General features: G+C 66.2%; 23 protein-coding genes. 12 read left to right on the top strand and 11 right to left on the bottom strand.

From position 1 onward, the window contains the following. Positions 1-139: 139 nt before the first annotated feature. Complete coding sequence (locus Q8Z05_RS06250; protein ID WP_305942622.1) at positions 140-1,411, bottom strand: hypothetical protein; 1,272 nt, start codon at positions 1,409-1,411, stop codon at positions 140-142. Positions 1,412-1,718: 307 nt separating this feature from the next. Between Q8Z05_RS06250 and Q8Z05_RS06245 the strand changes: the two genes are divergently transcribed. Then, a complete protein-coding gene (locus Q8Z05_RS06245) occupies positions 1,719-2,495 on the top strand; it encodes a class I SAM-dependent methyltransferase (RefSeq protein WP_305942621.1) in 777 nt (258 codons plus the stop codon). Positions 2,496-2,593: 98 nt separating this feature from the next. Then, positions 2,594-2,998: an SHOCT domain-containing protein gene (locus tag Q8Z05_RS06240; protein ID WP_305942620.1), complete on the top strand. Its 405-nt coding sequence runs from the start codon at positions 2,594-2,596 to the stop codon at positions 2,996-2,998. Positions 2,999-3,040: 42 nt separating this feature from the next. Here Q8Z05_RS06240 and Q8Z05_RS06235 read toward each other — a convergent pair whose 3' ends face one another. The 8 genes from Q8Z05_RS06235 to Q8Z05_RS06200 all read right to left on the bottom strand — a co-directional run bounded on the left by Q8Z05_RS06235 (position 3,041) and on the right by Q8Z05_RS06200 (position 8,323). Further along, on the bottom strand, positions 3,041-3,670 hold the full coding sequence (locus Q8Z05_RS06235; protein WP_305942619.1) for a dihydrofolate reductase family protein: 630 nt from the start codon (positions 3,668-3,670) through the stop codon (positions 3,041-3,043). A 109-nt stretch (positions 3,671-3,779) separates the two neighbouring features. After that, positions 3,780-5,189: a rhodanese-like domain-containing protein gene (locus Q8Z05_RS06230; RefSeq protein WP_305942618.1), complete on the bottom strand. Its 1,410-nt coding sequence runs from the start codon at positions 5,187-5,189 to the stop codon at positions 3,780-3,782. Between the two features lie 115 nt (positions 5,190-5,304). After that, positions 5,305-5,688 (bottom strand): rhodanese-like domain-containing protein, encoded by a 384-nt coding sequence (locus Q8Z05_RS06225; RefSeq protein WP_305942617.1) that lies wholly within the window; start codon positions 5,686-5,688, stop codon positions 5,305-5,307. 17 nt (positions 5,689-5,705) lie between these two features. Continuing rightward, positions 5,706-6,068 carry a thioredoxin gene (gene trxA, locus Q8Z05_RS06220; RefSeq protein WP_305942616.1) on the bottom strand — a complete coding sequence of 121 codons (363 nt, stop codon included), beginning with the start codon at positions 6,066-6,068 and terminating at the stop codon, positions 5,706-5,708. Between the two features lie 59 nt (positions 6,069-6,127). Continuing rightward, complete coding sequence (locus Q8Z05_RS06215; protein WP_305942615.1) at positions 6,128-6,424, bottom strand: rhodanese-like domain-containing protein; 297 nt, start codon at positions 6,422-6,424, stop codon at positions 6,128-6,130. A gap of 32 nt (positions 6,425-6,456) precedes the next feature. After that, complete coding sequence (locus tag Q8Z05_RS06210; RefSeq protein WP_305942614.1) at positions 6,457-6,798, bottom strand: rhodanese-like domain-containing protein; 342 nt, start codon at positions 6,796-6,798, stop codon at positions 6,457-6,459. After that, a complete protein-coding gene (locus tag Q8Z05_RS06205) occupies positions 6,789-7,676 on the bottom strand; it encodes a sulfite exporter TauE/SafE family protein (protein ID WP_305942613.1) in 888 nt (295 codons plus the stop codon). The genes Q8Z05_RS06210 and Q8Z05_RS06205 overlap by 10 nt, the downstream gene beginning before the upstream one ends. Further along, a complete protein-coding gene (locus Q8Z05_RS06200; protein WP_305942612.1) occupies positions 7,673-8,323 on the bottom strand; it encodes a rhodanese-like domain-containing protein in 651 nt (216 codons plus the stop codon). The genes Q8Z05_RS06205 and Q8Z05_RS06200 overlap by 4 nt, the downstream gene beginning before the upstream one ends. 132 nt (positions 8,324-8,455) lie before the next feature. On the opposite strand from Q8Z05_RS06200, the gene Q8Z05_RS06195 reads away from it, so the two are divergent. From Q8Z05_RS06195 to Q8Z05_RS06185, 3 genes are all read left to right on the top strand, one after another. Next, positions 8,456-8,713, top strand: coding sequence for a metal-sensitive transcriptional regulator (locus Q8Z05_RS06195; RefSeq protein WP_305942611.1), 258 nt, complete (start codon positions 8,456-8,458; stop codon positions 8,711-8,713). A gap of 47 nt (positions 8,714-8,760) precedes the next feature. Next, the gene (locus Q8Z05_RS06190) at positions 8,761-9,180 is read left to right on the top strand and encodes a DUF302 domain-containing protein (RefSeq protein ID WP_305942610.1); all 420 of its coding nucleotides are present in this window, start codon (positions 8,761-8,763) and stop codon (positions 9,178-9,180) included. A gap of 167 nt (positions 9,181-9,347) precedes the next feature. Further along, positions 9,348-9,620: a hypothetical protein gene (locus tag Q8Z05_RS06185; protein WP_305943497.1), complete on the top strand. Its 273-nt coding sequence runs from the start codon at positions 9,348-9,350 to the stop codon at positions 9,618-9,620. A 167-nt stretch (positions 9,621-9,787) separates the two neighbouring features. Here the strand turns inward: Q8Z05_RS06185 and Q8Z05_RS06180 are convergent, their stop codons facing one another. Further along, the gene (locus tag Q8Z05_RS06180) at positions 9,788-10,483 is read right to left on the bottom strand and encodes an ArsR/SmtB family transcription factor (protein ID WP_305942609.1); all 696 of its coding nucleotides are present in this window, start codon (positions 10,481-10,483) and stop codon (positions 9,788-9,790) included. Positions 10,484-10,663: 180 nt separating this feature from the next. On the opposite strand from Q8Z05_RS06180, the gene Q8Z05_RS06175 reads away from it, so the two are divergent. Beyond that, positions 10,664-11,953 (top strand): MFS transporter, encoded by a 1,290-nt coding sequence (locus tag Q8Z05_RS06175; RefSeq protein WP_305942608.1) that lies wholly within the window; start codon positions 10,664-10,666, stop codon positions 11,951-11,953. A gap of 47 nt (positions 11,954-12,000) precedes the next feature. Here Q8Z05_RS06175 and Q8Z05_RS06170 read toward each other — a convergent pair whose 3' ends face one another. Beyond that, complete coding sequence (locus Q8Z05_RS06170) at positions 12,001-12,489, bottom strand: MarR family winged helix-turn-helix transcriptional regulator (RefSeq protein ID WP_305942607.1); 489 nt, start codon at positions 12,487-12,489, stop codon at positions 12,001-12,003. A 125-nt stretch (positions 12,490-12,614) separates the two neighbouring features. On the opposite strand from Q8Z05_RS06170, the gene Q8Z05_RS06165 reads away from it, so the two are divergent. The 6 genes from Q8Z05_RS06165 (at position 12,615) to Q8Z05_RS06140 (ending at position 19,372) form a co-directional block, all read left to right on the top strand. Continuing rightward, positions 12,615-13,583 (top strand): SDR family NAD(P)-dependent oxidoreductase, encoded by a 969-nt coding sequence (locus Q8Z05_RS06165; RefSeq protein WP_305942606.1) that lies wholly within the window; start codon positions 12,615-12,617, stop codon positions 13,581-13,583. Between the two features lie 2 nt (positions 13,584-13,585). Beyond that, complete coding sequence (locus Q8Z05_RS06160; RefSeq protein ID WP_305942605.1) at positions 13,586-14,479, top strand: amidohydrolase family protein; 894 nt, start codon at positions 13,586-13,588, stop codon at positions 14,477-14,479. A gap of 1 nt (position 14,480) precedes the next feature. After that, the gene (locus tag Q8Z05_RS06155; RefSeq protein WP_305942604.1) at positions 14,481-15,704 is read left to right on the top strand and encodes an acyl-CoA dehydrogenase family protein; all 1,224 of its coding nucleotides are present in this window, start codon (positions 14,481-14,483) and stop codon (positions 15,702-15,704) included. A 131-nt stretch (positions 15,705-15,835) separates the two neighbouring features. After that, positions 15,836-16,291: a MaoC family dehydratase gene (locus tag Q8Z05_RS06150; RefSeq protein ID WP_305942603.1), complete on the top strand. Its 456-nt coding sequence runs from the start codon at positions 15,836-15,838 to the stop codon at positions 16,289-16,291. Positions 16,292-16,345: 54 nt separating this feature from the next. After that, positions 16,346-17,737, top strand: a complete 1,392-nt coding sequence (locus Q8Z05_RS06145; RefSeq protein WP_305942602.1) for an MFS transporter — start codon at positions 16,346-16,348, stop codon at positions 17,735-17,737. A 42-nt stretch (positions 17,738-17,779) separates the two neighbouring features. After that, on the top strand, positions 17,780-19,372 hold the full coding sequence (locus Q8Z05_RS06140) for an acyl-CoA synthetase (protein WP_305942601.1): 1,593 nt from the start codon (positions 17,780-17,782) through the stop codon (positions 19,370-19,372). The last annotated feature ends 21 nt before the right edge of the window (positions 19,373-19,393 follow it).

The following is a 19,393-nucleotide window of genomic DNA, read 5'->3' as shown; positions in this document are numbered from 1 at the left end:
GACCCGCTAATCCAGCGGGTCCCTACTTATGCAGGAACACAAGTTAGGCCATGTGAGCGAACCCAATCCCCACAAGTCAGGCAGCAAGGCAGACGCAAACTGCCGGAAGCGCGCACTTCCAGGTGCGTGGCGCTTCCCGTCAACGGAGCGCGGGGTAGGTAGCCCAGTCTCCTCCGGCGAGGCGCCACCACGCTGTCGCTGAGGTTGTGGAGATTCCGAGGAGGTCCGAGAGGACTCTGGGGTGCATCTGCGGCGCGAGTTCAAGGAGGGCCGTGACCCGGGCGCTGCCGGTCTGCATGCCGTGATGGTTGAGCCGTTTTCCGAGGGCGCCGGCCGTGAGGGGCGCATTGGGGTTTCGTCCGGCGAAGAGCCAGCGCTCCGATCGGGGCTGGCTCAGATTGAGGAGCTCCGTGAGGGCTTCGCCTAGCGCACGGGGCAGCTCGATCGCTTCCTTCCCGAGGCTCAGGGTCACTCGATCTTGGAGGACACCTACGTGGGCGCGTTCTATGGCCACGATCCTCGTCAGGTGCATGCCGTAGAGCAGGACGAGCAGGGCCGCGACCCTATCAACGGGTGATATGTGGGTGTCTCTTAGGAACAGGCGAGCCATTTTCCAGCGGTGGTCGGAGTCGAATCCGCTCCCGGCGAGCTGATTCTTGCGGTGTTCAATTCTGAGGCGGCTCATTCGGTTCTGGTGCAACCAACGGGTGAAGGGCGCCAGTGCGTCCTGTTGACTCGGGGAGCCCGTGAGGAAGGCATCGAGCTCGCGTTGCAGATAGGTCCTGAGCGAGTGGCCTTCGACGCGGATGTGTCGGAGAAGCTCGGCGCAGTACCTCAGGGCTGCACGTTGTTTCTGGTAGCGGGCTTTGGTGGCGTCGCGTGGTGTGGTGTGGGTTGTGGAGTTCAATCCCCACGCACTGTATTGGCGCAGGAGGAGCCGGTCCTCTGGTGATTCGAGAGAGGCGAGCCAGACGCGAAGCCAGTACTCGAAGCGGGCGTGTTGGACGTTCAGGTCAGGCAGCGTGCCGGATTCCACGAGCAGGGAGAGGACGAACGAGGCTGACTGCACGGATCCTGCCCGCTCGATGATTGCTGCGGGTTCCAGTGGCAGTGCGCCGCCGGCAAGGTCGCGGAGCGTGGCTGCGGCGCTGCTGTTGTCTACCCAGCGGCTCAGCGACTCTGCTCGCGTGTGGTGCGAGATCAGGTAGTCGGCCAACCCCTGCATCTCGTCCCGGATCTCGCCCGTTTCGTCGGAGAGAAGCCGCCGGACGACGAGGGGTCGGCGGCATTGCGCGTACAGGTGATGTTTGCGTGATTCCTGGACCGAGCCGCAGCCGGGGCAAGCCATGGTGACCGGGGCGCCTGCGCATTCAGCACAGACGAGTTGTTCGTGCAGGAGGTTTGTCAGCATCGGCCGCTGGCCGCATTCGGGGCATGGGTGTGGGTTCCGCATGCCGTAGTAGCAGCGGGCGCATACGCATTTTCCTTCAAGGTGTGTGGCGACCCGGCCGGTTCTATGGCATAGCGAGCATGTCTTTTCCGGGGCGGTGTAGCAGTTGAGGCACACCAACTCCGGTCGCCGGACGACCTGGGTGGATGTTGGAGAATGCAAAAGGACACTAAGGGGTGTCCCGTAAGTGGTGGAGGAGGACGGCTCTTGCTTGCTAGGGTCGACCCTGTTGTCCCGGCCGTGAGGATTCGCCTGAAAGGGAAGAGACGTGAAGGCCAACCACTATGACGATTTCGCCGAGAACTACTCGGCTGAAAATGAGTCCAGCCTCCTCAACGCGTACTACGAGCGGCCGGCGATGATTGGCCTTGCCGGCGACGTCGACGGTCACCGGGTTCTGGACGCAGGGTGCGGCTCCGGGCCCCTGTCCGCGGCACTGAGCGCGAAAGGCGCGATCATGACCGGCTTCGATTCCAGTCCTGCGATGCTCGAATTGGCAAGACGGCGATTGGGCGCGACCGCAGACCTGTGCGTGGCCGACCTCAGCAAGCCGCTCCCTTTCGCCGATGGCTCTTTCGACGACGTTGTCTCGTCCTTGGTCCTGCACTATCTGGAGGACTGGTCAGCACCACTTGCCGAACTGCGGCGTGTGCTGAAGCCGGGCGGTCGCCTGATCCTGTCGGTCAACCACCCCACGGTCAGCGTTGTCACCCAAGCAACGGAGGACTACTTCGCCATCCGGCAGTACTCGGAGGATTACGTGTTCGACGGCGAGCCTGCGGTCCTGACCTTCTGGCACCGACCACTTCACGCGATGATCAGCGCCTTCACGTCGGCGGGATTTCACCTAGCCGCCGTGAGCGAACCGGAGCCGTCTCCAGACGCACCGCACGAACTCCTCCCGCCGCGCATCCTCAACGGCGAGAGGACAGCGTTCCTGTCCTTCATCTTCTTCGTCCTCGAAGCAAACAAAGCCGGAACACGAACAGACATGCCCGTTTCGGCCGATGAGGAACTGGCGCAGTGGGTTGTTGGCCGCCGGTGAAGCTACCGTAGATACTGAAGTCGTGCCCGTCCTCTCTTCGAGTCGCGGTGCCCACTCCGGGGATGTTCAAGGAGCGTTCGCAGCGCTACTCTCGGCCTATGGACGAACATGCGGTTTCGGCCGGGGCCGGCGGGTATCTCTTCGCATTCAGCGTCAGCAGGATGTCGCTTCGAATAGCCGGGTGGTGTGCGGTCGCTGCCGGGCTGATTATTGCTGTCGTGGCGAACGCAACGGAGCCCTTCCGAGCCCCGTTGGGAATCGCGTTGGGTGTCCTGGCCGTCACCCTGCTGATTGCATACGCCGTCAGCAGCTCCTCGCGGCGGCAGAAGCCGGAGCAGGCGCCGCGGGCAGCCCGTGCCGGAAGGCATCAGGTGGTGTTTGGCAGGATGCGAGGCAGGACGTCCCTGGCATCAGAGCTTTCGCTCCTTGCGGACCTTCATGCGAAAGGCGCACTTTCAGATGAGGAATTCAAAGCCGCCAAGCACCGCGTCCTTGGACACTGATATTCCGGGGGAGTGCATCACCCGAAACGACGACGGCCGCGCCTACGAGGCCCGCCCGCCGGCGCCGGGTTGCTCACTGCCGGTGACCCGATAGCGGATGTGGGTGACAAGGCTGGTGCCGCTCACTTCCGTCGGCTCCAGCTTGAGGTTCGCGACGCCGTCCAGCAGCCGCTCGCCTGCTCCCAGGACCATGGGTGCGATGTGGAGGCGCAGCTCGTCGATCAGCCCCGCTGAAAGGTATTGGCGGGCGGTCTGTGCTCCGCCGGCAATGGCGATATCCTTACTGCCGGCGGCCTTCCGCGCGTGCGCCAGCGCCGATTCGATCCCGTCGGCCACGAAGTTGAATGTGGTGCCGCCTTCCATCACCAGCGGATTCCGGGGATGGTGGGTGAGTACGAATACGGGCGCGTGATAGGGCGGCTCCTCACCCCACCATCCCCGCCATTCCTCAGCCCATGCCCCGGGACCGGGCCCGGCGAACATGTTCCGCCCCATGATGAAGGCGCCTGCTGCGAGGATACCTTCGCGCGCCGCTGCGTTGGACTCGGCTTCTTCGAACTGCCACCTGTGCAGGAGCTCCCCGCCCTCGCCCAGCGGTTCGGCCAGGCTTTGGTTCGGGCCGGCGAGGAATCCGTCGAGGGAGATGGTCAGATCGCACGTGACTCGGCTCATGCGCCCATGCTACGGGGGTCCGCCGGCAGGCGCGATGGTGCCCCGGGCAAAAGGCCCCCGCCTGGAGAAAATCCGGACGGGGGCCTCTGCGGTGGAAGTCGGCTCCTGGTCAGCGTGCCGACGTCGTCTGCAGCGACTGTTCCCGGGCGGCCCAGGCAGCGTAGCTGCCGTCGAGTTCCACGACGTCGTAACCGGCGTGGCGCAGCGCGCTGGCCGCCACCGAGCTGCGGACGCCGCTCTGGCAGTAGGTCACGATGGTGCCGCCGGTGGGGAGCTGGTCCAGGTTCCAGAGGACCCGGCCGCCGCTGAGCTGCTTCGAACCCGGGATGTGCCCGGCCGTGTGTTCGGTGCGGTTGCGGACATCCAGGACAACCGCAGCATCGAAGCCTTCGAGTTCCTCGGGCTGGACCAGGCGCGGAGTGGCTGAGGGCAGGCCGTCAACGCTGGTGACGAAGCCGCCCACGTTGTCGATGCCGACGCGGACCAGGTGGTCCCACATCTCCTGCGCCTGCTCCTGTCCCGAGGCCAGCAGCACCAGCGGACGGCTGTCCCGTTCCGGGTCCACGGCCCAGGCGCCGAAGCTGGCAACTGACTTGCCTGCGGGGATGTTCAGGGCCCCTGCCACGGTGCCCCGGTGCACCTCGGTGTTGGGTCGCGTGTCCACGAAGGTCACCTTGTTTGCCGCCAGGTCACGGACGACGGCGGCAGTGTCCAGCTCTTCGAGCGGGGCGCGTTCGCCCATGACGGCCGGGCCCTGGCGGTTCTGGCGCTTCATGCGGCCGAAGTAGGCGTGCGCATCCGGCTGTCCGTCGAGCAGTTCGTCGATGAAGCCCTGCTCGTCGTTAGCGGCCAGGTAAGGGCCCCACCACGCGTACAGCCGCTCGTAGCCGACCGTCGACGACGGGATGGCGCCGAGGGCCTTGCCGCAGGCACTGCCGGCGCCGTGCCCCGGGTAGACCTGGACGAAGTCGGGCAGGGTGAGGAACTTGTCACGCAGGCTGGAGAACAGCTGCTTGGCGCCTTCGAAGCGGGTGTCCACGCCGCCCGCGGCCTCGTCCAGGAGATCGGGACGGCCAAGGTCACCGGAGAAGACGAAGTCGCCGGAGAGCAGGTAGCCGGGCTCGGAGCTGAATGCGCCGTCGGTGATCAGGAAGGACAGGTGTTCGGGCGTGTGCCCCGGGGTGTGGAGCGCCTGGACGGTGATGTTGCCAATGGTGATCTTGCTGCCGTCGAACAGGCGCTCGCCGTCGAACCCGTACTGCCAGTCCGGGCCGCCTTCGCCCGACACGTAGATTTTCGCGCCGGTTGCGGCGGCCAGTTCACGGGTGCCGGAAAGGTAGTCGGCGTGGATGTGGGTCTCGGTGACGGCCACGATCTTCATGCCGTTGGCCGCGGCGAGGGAGCGGTAGGTGTCGATATCACGGCGGGCGTCGACAACAACTGCCTCCCCCTTCCGCTGGCAGCCGATGAGGTAGCTGGCCTGAGCGAGGTCTTCGTCGTAGATGCGCTCGAGAAGCATGGGGTTCTCCTTCGTGAAGTTGGTGGGGTTCCTGGTTGGTCCCCGTTGGTCTAGTCGAAATCATAATACCCAGGGGGGTATATCGCAACAGCTAACCGCCGCGGTTTGGAGGCGGTCACCGGGTGCTTCGGCGGTGCCACTTCCGGAGTATTTGCACCAGCAATCTCCACAGCCCGGCCGGAGGCTCCTCCGGGACTGCCGGTGCGTAGCTCACCGGATGGCCCTCCCGGTACCACTCCGTGATGCCTCCGGCGACGTTGATCGCGTCGTATCCCCGGTCCGAAAGGAGGGCAGCGGCCTGGCTGCTGCGCTTGCCTGAACCGCACAGGAGGTAGAGCGTGCTGTTCGGCAGGTCCTGCTGCCGCAGCGGCAGTTCATCGAGGGGGATGTTGCGGCTGCCGGGGATGTGGGCAGTGGCGTATTCCTCCTGGCCCCGCACGTCCACTACCGCGGCGCGGGGCCAGATTGCCGCGAGCTCACCGGGCGTAACGCTGCGCATCGGCTGACGGCTATTCGTCAGGACTGCCGTTGCGCTGCCTGCGCACGGACTGCGGCCATGTCCAGATTCTTGACGCCCTGGATGACCTGTTCCAGGCCTGCCGCGTTGAGGGCACCGGGCTGGGAGAAGACCAGGGTCTTGTCTCGGAAAGCCATCAGCGTGGGGATGGACGTGATGCCGGCAGCGGCCGCCAGGGCCTGCTCGGCTTCCGTGTCCACCTTGGCAAAGGTAACGTCCGGGTGCTTCCGGGAGGCGGCGTCGTAGGTGGGGGCGAACATGCGGCAGGGGCCGCACCAGCCAGCCCAGAAGTCAATGAGGACAATGTCGTTGTCCTCAAGCGTCCGGGCAAGCGATTCTTCCGTGATGTCGATGGTAGCCATGGCTGGATTCCTTACTTGTGGCTGGTGAAGCGGGGGAACGGGCGGGGTGGATGGCCGGGTTAGGCGGCGGGGAGTCCTTCGCGGCTCCAGGCGATCATGCCGCCGGCCATCGTGTCGGCGTCGTATCCGGCGGCGTTGAGGGCATCCGCCACACGGGCGCTGCGGTTGCCGCTGCGGCAGACCACGATGACGGGGACTCGGGGGTCCAGTTCGGACAAGCGGGCCTGCAGCTGCCCCATGGGGATGTGCAGGGCGCCGGGGATCATGCCCTCGGCGACTTCGAAGTCTTCGCGGACGTCGAGGATCTGCGCGCTGGTGCGCCGCTGCTCGGCTTCGGTGACGGTGATTTCTGCCATGACGGGGTTCCTTTCCGGATTGGGTGAAATGTTTAGCGGACCGGTTCGCCGGCCTGGCGCCAGGCGCCGATGCCGCCGCGGAGCGAATAGGCCTCGTAGCCCTGGCCCGCCAGCAGCCGTGCCGCCGATGCCGAGCGGACTCCCGACTGGCACATTGCGACGACCGGCCGGCCCTTCTGCAGGCCGGACGTGCCGCCCTGCAGCCTGTCGAGCGGCACGTGCTTGGCCTGGGGTGCGTGGCCGCTGCGCCACTCCTGCGCGGAGCGGACATCGATCAGCACCGCCCGGGACGCGAGGAGTTCCTTGGCTTCGGCCACTGAGACGGTTTTGTAGGGTTTGCTGAAAGCCTTCTTCAGCGAGTCGATCAGGCCCATGAGATTCTCCTTTTGATCGGGCACGAGGTGACGAAGAACCAGCAGATTCCGGCGGCGGCTGCTGCGAGGACGGCGCCGGCGGCAGCTATGACCCAGCGCAGGTCCGCAGGTGCCTGCTGGATCAGCACGAAGGCGCCCATGGCCAGCACGAACCAGCCGAACGCCTTCCGCAGCGCGGCCTCGGGGATCCTGCCTGCGATCCTGGATCCGATCAGGGTTCCCACGATTGCGGCGGCAGTGACGGCGAGCGTCACTCCCCAGTCGAGGTGGACCGTTGTCAGGTATCCGGCAAGTCCGGCGAAGGACTTCATGGCGATGACCACCAGCGAAGTGCCCACCGCAACGGACATCGGGAGGCCGCCAAGGAGAGCCAGCGCGGGAACCACCAGGAATCCTCCGCCGGCGCCTACCAGCCCGGTGACCAGGCCGACCACGGCGCCGTCGAGCAGCACCCGGCCCAGGGGAAGTTCGGCGTGGCGGGTGGAGCCGGAGGGGGGATCCGGCGTCGGGCCCTTCTTTCGGCCACGGAGCATGGCCACGGAAGTGGCCACCATCATCAGGGCGAAAGCAATCAGGAGGATCTCGCCGGGGATGTGGCCGCCGAGCAGCCCGCCGACAAATGCGCCGGCCATGCCTGCCGCGCCAAAGACAAGTCCGGTCCGCCACATCACGCGCTTGCCGCGGGCGTGGCTGATCACGCTGACGGCGGAGGTGACTCCGACGACGAACAGGGAAGCGGCGATTGCCTCCTTGGCCTCGAACCCGGCCACGTAGACCAGGATCGGGACGGTCAGGATCGATCCGCCGCCGCCGAGGACACCGAGCGAGAGCCCGATGACCACGGAGAGCGCAAGAACGAAGATGAGCGTGACGGTCATGAGGCCTTGGCCTCCGGGGTTGCCTTGCCGGCGGCGGGGAACTGCAGGATGGCGGATTCGCGGGTAGGCTCCTTCGCCGCCTTGTTCCACGGCATCGCCGAGATGGCCTGGCCCATGGCGCAGGTGTTGGTGGCGGCCGAGAAGGTCAGGCCCGTGCCGATGGCGCCGGCGAGCAGGCGGATCTTGGGCGAGACGAATTTTCCGCCGGCCAGGCCCAGTACCACCAGGGAACCGGCTGCAAGGCGGACCTGGCGCTCCAGGTCCCAGCGTGCCTTGCCCCGGACAACGTTGCCGCCGGCGGCCGCGAATCCGGGTACCCCGCCGGTCAGGACGTAGGCAGTGCCGATCCCGGCCCCGCCGAGGCGCTGGCGGGCCTGCTCGGCCCGTGCCCCCGACTGGCAGACAAGCACCACGCGGCTCCCCAGCCGTTCGGCCAGTTCGTCCGTGTGCTCGGAAAGCAGCGGAAGGGGCACGTTGTACGAACCCCGGATGTGCATCCCCTCGAACTCAGCGGCCGAGCGCACGTCGATCACCGCGAGGTCCTGGTGTTCCTGGAACCAACCCTTCAGCGTGTCCGGATCCAGAGCGGTGACTGCGGGAGCGGCCGGTGAAACGGGAGAGGGGCCTGAGGCGGTGGAGCGTGTCATGGATGTCCTTTCAAGACGGATCATGCGAAAGCTGAATACCCCACCGAGTATTACAGATACCCCCGGGGGTAGTCAAAAACACCCCAGGGGGTATATTCTGGACACCAAGCGAACCATCTATTCGGAGGCATCATGGAACTCGATTCAACCGACCTCGCCCCGGTCATCAACCGGCTCAAGCGAGCCCAGGGGCAGCTGTCCGCAGTGACCCGGATGCTGGAGGAGGGGCGCGAGTGCAAGGACGTCGTCACCCAGCTCGCAGCAGTCTCGAAGGCGCTGGACCGGGCGGGCTTTGCCATCATTGCCAGCGGACTTGAGCAGTGCATCGTCCGCAAGGATGCAAGCATGGACACGAAAGACCTGGAAAAGCTCTTCCTTTCCCTGGCCTGAGCCGCATCCAACCGCCAACCGCCAATCCAACGCATCAAGGAGACCCCATGACTTACACCCACACCGTGACCGTTCCGCTGTCCTGGAGCGACGCCGTCGAGCGGACGCGTGAGGCGCTCGCCGGGCAGGGGTTCGGCATTCTGTCCGAAATCAACGTCCGCGCGACCTTCGAGGCCAAACTTGGTGTCGACGCCGCTGAGGCGCTGGGTGACTACGTCATCCTGGGTGCCTGCAACCCTGCGCTGGCCAGCCGCGCACTGGCCGCTGAACCGGACCTGGGCGTCCTGCTGCCCTGCAACGTCGTGGTGCGCCGCGGCCGGGGCGCTGAGGTGACCACCATCCAGGCCATTGATCCACAGACGATGGTCCAGCTCAGCGGCAGTCCTGAAGTGCGGGAGGTGGCTGACGACGCCGACGCCCGGTTGCGTGCCGCGCTGGCCTCCCTGGATGCGCACACGGAGGCCTAAGGCCCCGCCATGAACGGGCTCCGCCTGACCGGGCCGGTGCATGGGCTGAGGTTATTTTCATCACGGTTTCTGCGTCCTGCCGGAATCCGAGTTTGGCTGCCCCCATACTGAGATTGACGCGGTGATGTCCGGCGCCAAACCAGTCAGGAGGAAGAGCCTTGAACACTGTGATGAACGTTGTGACGAATGAGTATTTCCCCGCTGCGGCGGTGCTCTTTGGAGTCGTGCTTTTTTGGACGGTCGCCTTCTTTGGCGGACTGTCGCTCCTGAGCACCAACCAGCCGCCCATCGCGACCCTCACGTGGTTGCTCTTCGTCTACGCCGCGGCGGTCCTTTCGCCCCTCGCGGGACTGCTGGCCATGGTTGACCTCGTCCGCCGCTGGTGGCGGAACCGCGCTGCCCGCGCGGCCGGCCGCGTGGCCGGTACCAAATCCGCCTGACGGAACCAGGGGAAAACGGGTAGCGTCCACTCGCACGCGGCGGGGAGGAATCTCCTAAAATTGTTATGGGGCCGGCGGCGAAAAGCCCGCTGAGACCCGGGCTGTCCCCAGTCGCCGTCGGCCCTTCTGAACGGCGCACTTCCTCCGCGGGGCGGGATGCCTGGACATCACGCTGCGCGCCCTGTATCTACGGGCAGTCCGCTCAGGCGCCATTCCAGCATCCCGTCGTTCAAGCGCAAGGCGTTCCGGCCCTTGGCCTGCAGGAGCTCCACGGCCTCGTATGCCAGCACGCAGTATGCTCCGCGGCAGTAGGCCACTACCTCGCTGCCCGGAGGCAGCTCGCCCAGCCTGCTGCTGAGCTCCTCAAGCGGGATCGACAACGCGCCGGGAATGTGGCCGGCACCGTACTCCTCTGCGGGTCGCACATCCAGTACGGTGACCGTTCCGGCCTCCGCCCGTTCCAGGAGTTCCTCCCTGGTCATTTCTGCAGGCAGCCCGGGGCCGTCCTGTGCTGAGTTGCCGGTGAGGCCAAGGTAGTCCGCGCGCTTTTGTTCGACGTCGGCAACGCGCGACCGGGCCACGCTGCGTACCAGGCTGTACAGGGAGGCAACGTCCGGCCCGGCCAGGTCGTAGAAGATCCGGGCGCCGTCCCGGCGGGTGGCCACGAGCCCCGCCTGCTTGAGCGTCTGCAGGTGGGCCGATGCGGTGCTTAGGCCAAGCCCGGCTGCCTTGGCGAGTGACTCGACGCTCCGTTCGCCCTGCGCAAGCAGGTCCACCAGCTCCAGGCGCTTGCCGTGGCCCATGGCCTTCCCCACCTTGGCGAACTCTTCGAACAACGCAGCCTTCTTTGCACTGTCGCCCATTTATACCTCCAATATTCCATGTAATACTGGAATTAAGAATATTCCACGTTTTCGTGGAATGCCAGCCTCGCCCCGCAGGCCCCGTGAAAACGGCGCCGCGGAAACCGGCGGATACCGAAACCCGGCGGATACCGAAACCCGGCGGATACCGAAACCCGGCGGAAACAAGGAACGCACCCCATGACACCAGGAAGCACCTCTCCCAAGCATCACCACCACACGCGGGACGCCATAACCCTTGGCCTGCGGCAGAACCTTCCACAGTTCATGATCCTCGTGGCAGTCAACGCCCTGGTGGGTGGAACCCTGGGGCAGGAGAGGACCGTCCTGCCGCTGCTGGCCAGCGAGGTCTTCAAGCTGGACCTGTATACCAGCGCTTTGACGTACATCCTGGCCTTCGGCGTGGCCAAGGCGGCCACCAACTATTTCGCCGGAACCCTGTCGGACCGTTACGGCCGCAAGCCGGTGCTGGTGGCGGGCTGGCTGATAGCCCTGCCCGTCCCGCTGATGCTGATCTTCGGGCCGTCATGGGGGTGGATCGTCGCGGCCAATGTCATCCTCGGCATCAGCCAGGGGCTAACCTGGTCCACCACGGTGATGATGAAGATGGACCTGGTGGGCCCGTCCCAGCGCGGCCGGGCCATGGGTCTGAACGAGGCGGCCGGCTACCTCGGTGTGGCCGGAACCGCGCTGGCCACCGGCTACATCGCGTCCACCTACGGCCTGCGCCCGGGTCCATTCCTGCTCGGCGCGGCCTTCATCGCCGTCGGCCTGGGGCTCTCCGTGCTCACCGTGCGGGAGACGCACCACCACGCCAGGGCCGAGGCCGCCAACCATGTTGCGGTCCACGAGGGGGCGCACGCCCAGCTCAGCAACCGCGAGGTGTTCACGCTGACCAGCTTCCGCGACAAGTCGCTGTCTTCCGTGAGCCAGGCGGGCATGGTGAACAACCTGAATGACGGCCTGGCCTGGGGCCTGTTCCCCGTACTGTTCGCGGCCGCCGGATTGAGCATTGAACGCATCGGGATCCTGGCGGCCGTGTACCCGGCCGTGTGGGGCGCCGGCCAGTTGGTGACCGGGGCACTGTCGGACCGGATCGGGCGCAAGCCCCTGATTGTGGGAGGCATGCTGGTGCAGGCGGCGGCGCTGGGCCTGGTTGCCTTTGGTGCCGGCTTCGACGCGTGGCTGGCCGCGGCGGTGCTGCTCGGAGCGGGCACTGCCATGGTCTATCCGACACTGCTGGCCGCCATCGGGGATGTTGCCCATCCTGAATGGCGGGCGAGGTCGGTGGGCATCTACCGGCTCTGGCGTGACGGCGGCTTTGCCGTCGGTGCCGTGCTCTCCGGAATTATCGCCGACGCCTATGGCATCCCGGCGGCAGTCGCCGTCGTTGCCGTCCTGACCGGTGCTTCCGGTCTTGTGGTGGCTGTCCGGATGCGGGGCGCCGACCACAAACCCTCGTCCCGCTGAGCCGGATCGCCCCGGGCCGAATCATGCGGGCCTCGTGGCCCCGGCTCTCAGTCCGATGCCCCGGCGCCACCCCACAGCGCTTTGCGGAGGAGCGCCTTCAGCTGGGCCGATTCTTCCGCGGCCAGGCCCCCGAGCACCTCCGCTTCTGCCTGTTGCGCAGCCCTGCTGGCCTGCTGCAGCAGCTTTTCCCCCTTGGCGGTGGCCGTGACAGTCTTTGCCCGGCGGTCCTGCTTCCCCGGCGCCCTCACCACGAGCCGCCGTTTTTCCAGCTCATCCACCAGGGCCACAATCTGGCTGGGGTCCAGGCTGAGGAAGTCCGCCATTTCGCGCTGCGTCGGCTCAAGCCCGCTGTTGGCGAGGATCAGCACTGAGTACGAGCGCTCCTTGAGGTCGAACTCGGCCAATGCCCTGTTGTTCAGCACGGACCCGGTGGCGTGCAGCTTGGCCAGCAGGAACCCCAGGTCACGGCTGATGGACGCGGCGACAAGCTTGTGTGCCTGTTCGGTCCGCTGATCGCCCTGTGTCTCGATCGTCATGGCCGACTCCAATAATCCTCAAAATAAATCGTTGACATTTTCAACTATCCATCATTTCATGGATACAGAACAGCATCCCACGCCGAGAGCCGGGATGCACAAGGTCAGCTAGCAAAGGAGCAGCCATGAGCCTGTCAGGCAAAGTAGCAATCGTCACCGGAAGCGGCAGGGGCCTTGGCCTGGCCTACGCCCGGGAGCTCGCCCGGCAGGGTGCCGCCGTCGTCATCAACGACGTCGACGCCGAGGTGGCCGCGGAAGCAGTCCGGACCATCGGGGCCGACGGCGGGAAGGCCGCCGCAGTGGTGGCTCCCGTGGGAAGCACTGAAGTTGCCAGGCAGCTGGTGCAGGCCGCCGTCACGGAGTTCGGCCGCCTCGACATCCTGGTCACCAACGCCGGCATCCTCCGCGACAAGAGCCTGCTGAAGATGACCGACGAGGACTTCGACGCCGTCATCAACGTCCACCTCCGCGGCACCTTCACCTGCGTCCGGGAAGCGTTCGCCTACTTCAAGGAGAACGGCATCGCCGGCCGGATCATCACCATCGGCTCGCCCACCGGCCAGCGCGGAAACTTCGGCCAGACCAACTACGCCGCCGCCAAGGCCGGCATTGTGGGCATGGTCCGCACCTGGGCGCTTGAAATGAAGAAGGCGGGCGTGACCGCCAACGCCGTTATCCCGGTGGCGGCCACCGCCATGACCAAGACCGTCCCGTACTTCCAGAAGGCAGTCGAGGCGGACGAGCGCGGCGAGGCCATGCCGGCTTTCTTCCGCCACGACCTCGGTTTCGGAACGGCCGACGACGTCTCCGGGCTGGTGGCGTTCCTCGCCTCCGATGAGGCAGCCGGCATTACCGGCCAGGCCATCGGGGCCGGCGGTGACCGCCTGCAGCTCTGGACCCACCCCGAAGCCGCGGCCACCGAATACCGCGAGGGCGGCTGGCGGTACGAGGACCTCGTGGAGAACTTCGGCCCGCTCTTCGGCGGGAAGCTGCAGTCAGTGGGCGAGGAATTCCTCCCGCTGCCCGAAGACCTGAAGCCCGAGGCACAGCCTGCACCTGCACAGCCTGCCGCAGCCCCCGTGAAGGTGGGCTAGCAATGGCTGCCGCCCGCTACGAACTCGGCATCGACGCCTCGAAGCTCGACGCGATCGACATGCACGTCCACCTCGAGGTGGACGGCCACGGCCACGAGTCACTGCCGCCGGCACTGACCGAGGCGTCGGCCAAGTACTTCAAATCCGAGGACCGCACACCGTCGCTGGACCGCATCGCCGCGGTGTACCGGGAACTGAACATGGCCGCCGTCGTGTTCACCGTGGACGCCCGCACCCAGCTCAAGCACGAACCCAACAGCATTGAGGACCTGATCGCCGGTGCGGCCAGGAACAACGACGTGCTGATCCCCTTCGGCAGCGTGGATCCGCGCACCGGCGCCGACGCCATCCAGGGCGCCAAGCGCCAGGCCATCGACCTGGGGGCCCGCGGCTTCAAGTTCCACCCCAGCCTGCAGGGCTTCGACCCGTCGAACGAACAGTTCTATCCGCTGTGGGAAACCCTGCAGGAACTGGGCCTGCCGGCAATCTTCCACACCGGCCAGAACGGCATGGGTGCCGGCCTCCCCGGCGGTTACGGCATCAAGCTGGCCTACTCCAACCCGCTCCTGCTGGACGCCGTGGCCGCGGACTTCCCGGAACTGCGGATCATCATGGCGCACCCCTCGGTGCCGTGGCAGGACGAGGCGAACTCGATCGCCACGCACAAGTCCAACGTGTTCATCGACCTCTCCGGCTGGTCGCCCAAGTACTTCCCGGAATCGCTGGTGCGCATGTCCAACTCGGTGCTGCAGGACAAGGTCCTGTTCGGCACGGACTTCCCGCTCATCACGCCACAGAAGTGGCTGGCCGCGTTCGGCGACCTGCCGCTCAAGGACGAGGTCCGGCCCAAGATCCTCAAGCACAACGCCGTGCGCCTGCTCGGACTGGACGGCTGAGATGACCACGACGACGGCGGAACCCGCCGTGGGTGTCGCGGAACGCCTCTACGAAGTGGCCGACTACTACGATGCAGAGTCCCTCCTCACGGAGGACGAGCGCCGTGTCCTGGGCAGGCTTCGCAGCTTCCTGGACCGGGAAGCGCGGCCCCTGCTCGCCGATTACTGGGAGCGGGGCGATTTCCCCACGCAACTTGCACAGCCCCTGATCGACCTGGACCTGATGGAACCGGCGGACCTCACGGGTGGTCCGGGCAGCAGGCCTGCGCGCGGCATCTACCAAGGCTTCCGGATCTTCGAACTGGCCCGCACGGACGCCTCGCTGGCCACCTGGTACACGTCCCAGGCCGGGCTCTTCCGCACGGCCATCCGGGTGGGTGCCTCGCCGGAGCAGCAGGCTGAATGGATGCCGAAGGTTATCGGCTTCTCCCTCAAGGGCGTCTTCTCCCTCACCGAACCCGACTCCGGCTCGGACATCGCCGGCGGACTCTCCACAACCGCCCGCAGGGAGGGGGATTCGTGGGTCCTGGACGGTGCCAAGCGATGGATCGGCGGGGCGGCCAGCGCTGACGTCCTGGCGGTCTTTGCCAGGGACCAGGAAGACGGCCAGGTGAAAGCCTTCCTGGTGGACCGCGAATCGGACGGCGTGACGCTGGAGAAGATCCACGGCAAGACCGCCCTGCGGATGATGCAGAACGCCCACATCACCCTCGAGGGCGTCCGCGTGCCGGAAGCCATGCGGCTGCACAACGTGAACTCCTTCAAGGACGTTGCCGCGATGCTCCGGGCCATGCGCTCGGACGTTGCCTGGATTGCCGCCGGAATCCAGGCCGGCGCGTTCGAAGCCGCCCTCCGCTACGTGACGGAACGCCGGCAGTTCGGCCGCCCGGTGGGATCCTTCCAGCTGGTCCAGGAAAAGCTGGCCCGGATGCTCGGGAACGTCACATCCTCGCTGTCGCTGGTGGTGCGGCTGACCGAGCAGCAGGCCAAGGGCATCTACCGCGACCAGGATTCCGCCCTGGCCAAGATGCAGACCTCCCTGCTGATGCGCGAAACCGTGGCACTGGCCCGCGAGGTGGTGGGCGGCAACGGCATCACCTTGGAAACGGACGTCGCCCGGTTCCACGCCGACGCCGAAGCCGTCTACTCCTATGAGGGCACGCACGAAATCAACGCGCTCATCGTGGGCCGCGCCCTCACCGGCGAAAGCGCCTTCACCCGCTGACGCAGCACTGAGGCGCCCGAACTAAACGGCGCCAGCACGCACTCAACCGAACAGCAACTGACACCCGACGGCGGAAGCACCGCGCCGCCGTCGTAATTCCCCACACCCAAAAACCGCCCCAGGAGGCAAAGATGCCCAATCTCGTCGTCGACTTCGACAAACTGCTCACGCTCGCCGGGACCGATCTCGGCGTCACCGAATACCGCGAAATCACGCAGGAACAGATCAACAAATTCGCCGATGCCACCGGCGATGACCAGTGGATCCACGTGAATCCGGAACGCGCCAAGGACGGCCCGTTCGGTGCCCCGATCGCCCACGGCTTCCTGACGCTCTCGCTCATCATCCCGTTCTGGGGCGAGCTGTTCGACGTCGACGGCGTCACCACCAAAGTGAACTACGGCCTGGACAAGGTCCGCTTCACCTCACCGGTCAAGGTGGGCTCGCGGATCCGCATGCGGGCCACCATCGCCGAGGTCACCGAGGTCAAGGGCTGCGCCCAGATCAAGGTGTCCAACACCATCGAGATCGAAGGCCAGGAGCGCCCGGCCGTCGTGGCCGAATTCCTGGCCCGCTTCTACAAGTAGGCCGCATTTCACGTCCCAAAACCCGTTTTGTCCCTCTGTCCTAAAGGAACAGCCATGTCTGGACTCACTCAGCTTCACGCCATGGGTACGGCCGAACGCCGCAAGGAAGCGCGCACGGTCATCGCCTCCAGTTATCTGGGCAGCACCATCGAGTACTACGATTTCCTCCTCTACGCCACGGCCGCCGCCGTCGTCTTTCCCAAGGTCTTCTTCTCCGGAATGGACGACTGGGTGGGTGTGGTGGCCGCCTACGGCACCTTCGCCGCCGGCTACGTGGCACGCCCGCTCGGCGGGGTCATCTTTGGCCACTTCGGTGACAAGCTGGGCCGCAAGGGAATGCTGATCGTGTCCATGCTGGTCATGGGCGTGGCCTCCACCCTGATCGGCCTGGTCCCGGACGCCTCCGTGGCCGGCCCGTGGGGCGCCGTGATGCTGGTGATCCTCCGCGTCTTCCAGGGCATCGCCGTCGGCGGTGAATGGGGCGGCGCCGCCCTGATGGCGCTGGAACACTCGGAGTCCGGCAAGCGCGGCTTCGCGGCATCGTTCGTGAACGCCGGAGCCCCCACGGGCGCGGTGCTGGGCACCTTCATCATGGGGGCATTCTCCTCCCTGCCGAACGAGCAGTTCCTCGCCTGGGGCTGGCGCGTGCCGTTCCTGCTCTCCTTCGTACTGCTGGGCGTGGGCATGTTCGTCCGCCTCAAGGTTTCCGAGAGCCCCATCTTCAAGGCCGCGCTCGAGCAGGAGAAGCGCGAACAGGAGATGGCCGAACAGGCTGAAGGTTTGCAGGCACAGGATTCCCAGCCGGCCGGTTCCGCCCCGGCCCGCCGCGAAATTCCCCTCCTGCAGGTGCTCCGCCGGCCGAAGACGCTGATCTTCACCATGCTGGCCGGGGCGGCAGGGTTCGCGCTGCAGGTGGTGCTGGCAACGTTCGCGGTGACCTTCGCCGTCTCCAAGGGAGCGGACCGCCAGGGTGTGCTCTATGCCTACGCGGCGGCCTCCCTGATCTCCATCGTCTTTGTTGTCCTGGGCGGAAGGCTTTCGGACAAGCTGGGCCGGCGGCCCGTGATGGTGGGCGGACTGGTGGTGTTCATCGCCTACCTCGTGCCGATGTTCCAGCTGCTGTCCTCCAACAACATCATGCTGATCTTCGTGGCATTCGCGGTGGGCCTGATGATCCACTCCATGCTGTTCGGTCCGCTCGCGGCCTTCGTCTCCGAACAGTTCGGCACCACCTCCCGGTACACCGGCGCCTCGCTGGGCTACCAGCTGGCAACGCTGCTCGGGGCCGGCTTCACCCCCGGGATCGTGGCGCAGATCTTCAAGGATTCCGGCCAGAACACCGGTGCGGTGGTCTGGTACCTGGCCGTCATGTCCGTGGTGTCGATCGTCTTCATCCTGCTGACCCGGGAACCCAAGAACAACGATCTCCAGACCGTCCGGCTCTGATCCGGCCGCCAGGGACTACCGTTTTATTAGAAAGGACTTGCCGTGGAAAATTTTGGCATCGGCTCGTGGCTGCAACGGCGACGCCCGAAGTCGGGCAACAAGGCAGCAATCATCGCCGGAGACCGGGAGGTCAGCTACGAGCAACTGGCGGAACGTTCCGTCCGGCTCGCCAACGCCTTCCGTGACCGCGGCGTCTCGCGCGGGGACCGGGTGGCGTACCTGGGGGAGAACGATCCGTCCTTCCTGGAGACGCTTTTCGCCTGCGGCCTTGCCGGAGCGGTCTTCGTTCCGCTCAACACCCGGCTGGCGCCGCCGGAAATCCAGTTCCAGCTCAGGGACTGCGGCGCTGCGCTGCTGGTGCATGCTTCGAGCCTTTCGGGCCTGGCGGTCCGCGGCGGCGAAGGGACGGCGGTGGCCCGGCGGATCGCCGTCGACGACGCCGCTGTGACAGGAGATCGTGCCGCTCCTGCGGGAAGTGAAACGGAAGGCACGACGGCGGCGGAGGACTATGAGGCCGTCGTCGCCTCCGGCTCGACGACGGCCCCGGACGAGCCGGTGGGCCTGGACGACGGCGCCATGATCCTTTACACCTCCGGAACAACCGGACACCCCAAGGGCGCCCTGCTGACCCACGGAAACATCACCTGGAACTGCCTCAACGTGATTGTCGACTTCGACTTCGCCTCCACGGATGTGGCCCTGATGATCTCCCCGATGTTCCACGTGGCGTCCCTGGACATGGGCGTCCTGCCCACCCTGCTGAAAGGCGGGACCGTGATCCTCGAACCCAGGTTTGACCCGCTCCGCACGCTTCAGCTCATCGAACGGCACCGGGCCACCACCATCAGCGGGGTGCCCACCACGTACCAGATGCTCTGTGAACATCCCGCCTGGGACGCCACGGACCTTAGCTCCCTGAACAAGCTGACCTGCGGCGGATCAGCCGTGCCGCTGCGCGTGCTGGATGCCTACGAGAAGCGCGGGCTGCGGTTCTCCAACGGCTACGGAATGACCGAAACGGCGCCGGGGGCCACCACACTGCCGGCGGCACGGTCCCGGGACAAGGCCGGATCCTCCGGCCTGCCGCACTTCTTCACGGAGGTCCGGGTCGCGGACCTCACCGATCCCGGTGCGGGCGCCGCGGCGCCGGGAACGGTGGGGGAGATCCAGATCAAGGGCCCCAATGTCATCCACCAGTACTGGAACCGGCCCGACGCCACGGCCGACTCCTACACCGGCGACGGCTGGTTCAAGTCCGGCGACATGGGCTACAAGGATGACGACGGCTTCGTGTTCATCTCGGATCGGCTCAAGGACATGATCATCTCCGGCGGCGAGAACATCTATCCGGCCGAAGTGGAGCAGGCGATCACCGAGCTGGATGCCGTGGGGAGTGTGGCCGTGATCGGCGTGCCGGACGAGAAATGGGGCGAGGTGCCGCGGGCCGTGGTGCTCCTGCGGGAAGGGGCGCAGCTGAGCGAAGAGCAGCTGCGGGCCCATCTGGACGGCCGGCTTGCCCGGTACAAGATCCCCAAGTCGGTGGTGTTCGTGGAGGAGATGCCCAGGACTGCCAGCGGTAAGATCCGGAAGGCGGATCTGCGCAAGCTGGCGCCGGCGAACGGCCAGCTGCCGTAAGCGCGAACGGACAGTTGCGGC

It is taken from the genome of Arthrobacter oryzae, assembly GCF_030718995.1.
GTDB lineage: Bacteria > Actinomycetota > Actinomycetes > Actinomycetales > Micrococcaceae > Arthrobacter > Arthrobacter oryzae_C.
The sequence above is the reverse complement of the archived record's forward strand: the minus strand, read 5'-3'. Positions and strand labels throughout refer to the sequence as shown.

What these genes read in the sequence shown, in the direction of transcription:
- Q8Z05_RS06250 (WP_305942622.1), bottom strand. Translation starts at nt 1,411, where the DNA reads ATGCTGACAAACCTCCTGCACGAACAACTCGTCTGTGCTGAATGCGCA.
- Q8Z05_RS06240 (WP_305942620.1), top strand. Translation starts at nt 2,594, where the DNA reads ATGGACGAACATGCGGTTTCGGCCGGGGCCGGCGGGTATCTCTTCGCA.
- Q8Z05_RS06235 (WP_305942619.1), bottom strand. Translation starts at nt 3,670, where the DNA reads ATGAGCCGAGTCACGTGCGATCTGACCATCTCCCTCGACGGATTCCTC.
- Q8Z05_RS06230 (WP_305942618.1), bottom strand. Translation starts at nt 5,189, where the DNA reads ATGCTTCTCGAGCGCATCTACGACGAAGACCTCGCTCAGGCCAGCTAC.
- Q8Z05_RS06225 (WP_305942617.1), bottom strand. Translation starts at nt 5,688, where the DNA reads ATGCGCAGCGTTACGCCCGGTGAGCTCGCGGCAATCTGGCCCCGCGCC.
- trxA (WP_305942616.1), bottom strand. Translation starts at nt 6,068, where the DNA reads ATGGCTACCATCGACATCACGGAAGAATCGCTTGCCCGGACGCTTGAG.
- Q8Z05_RS06215 (WP_305942615.1), bottom strand. Translation starts at nt 6,424, where the DNA reads ATGGCAGAAATCACCGTCACCGAAGCCGAGCAGCGGCGCACCAGCGCG.
- Q8Z05_RS06210 (WP_305942614.1), bottom strand. Translation starts at nt 6,798, where the DNA reads ATGGGCCTGATCGACTCGCTGAAGAAGGCTTTCAGCAAACCCTACAAA.
- Q8Z05_RS06205 (WP_305942613.1), bottom strand. Translation starts at nt 7,676, where the DNA reads ATGACCGTCACGCTCATCTTCGTTCTTGCGCTCTCCGTGGTCATCGGG.
- Q8Z05_RS06200 (WP_305942612.1), bottom strand. Translation starts at nt 8,323, where the DNA reads ATGACACGCTCCACCGCCTCAGGCCCCTCTCCCGTTTCACCGGCCGCT.
- Q8Z05_RS06195 (WP_305942611.1), top strand. Translation starts at nt 8,456, where the DNA reads ATGGAACTCGATTCAACCGACCTCGCCCCGGTCATCAACCGGCTCAAG.
- Q8Z05_RS06190 (WP_305942610.1), top strand. Translation starts at nt 8,761, where the DNA reads ATGACTTACACCCACACCGTGACCGTTCCGCTGTCCTGGAGCGACGCC.
- Q8Z05_RS06180 (WP_305942609.1), bottom strand. Translation starts at nt 10,483, where the DNA reads ATGGGCGACAGTGCAAAGAAGGCTGCGTTGTTCGAAGAGTTCGCCAAG.
- Q8Z05_RS06175 (WP_305942608.1), top strand. Translation starts at nt 10,664, where the DNA reads ATGACACCAGGAAGCACCTCTCCCAAGCATCACCACCACACGCGGGAC.
- Q8Z05_RS06170 (WP_305942607.1), bottom strand. Translation starts at nt 12,489, where the DNA reads ATGACGATCGAGACACAGGGCGATCAGCGGACCGAACAGGCACACAAG.
- Q8Z05_RS06165 (WP_305942606.1), top strand. Translation starts at nt 12,615, where the DNA reads ATGAGCCTGTCAGGCAAAGTAGCAATCGTCACCGGAAGCGGCAGGGGC.
- Q8Z05_RS06160 (WP_305942605.1), top strand. Translation starts at nt 13,586, where the DNA reads ATGGCTGCCGCCCGCTACGAACTCGGCATCGACGCCTCGAAGCTCGAC.
- Q8Z05_RS06155 (WP_305942604.1), top strand. Translation starts at nt 14,481, where the DNA reads ATGACCACGACGACGGCGGAACCCGCCGTGGGTGTCGCGGAACGCCTC.
- Q8Z05_RS06150 (WP_305942603.1), top strand. Translation starts at nt 15,836, where the DNA reads ATGCCCAATCTCGTCGTCGACTTCGACAAACTGCTCACGCTCGCCGGG.
- Q8Z05_RS06145 (WP_305942602.1), top strand. Translation starts at nt 16,346, where the DNA reads ATGTCTGGACTCACTCAGCTTCACGCCATGGGTACGGCCGAACGCCGC.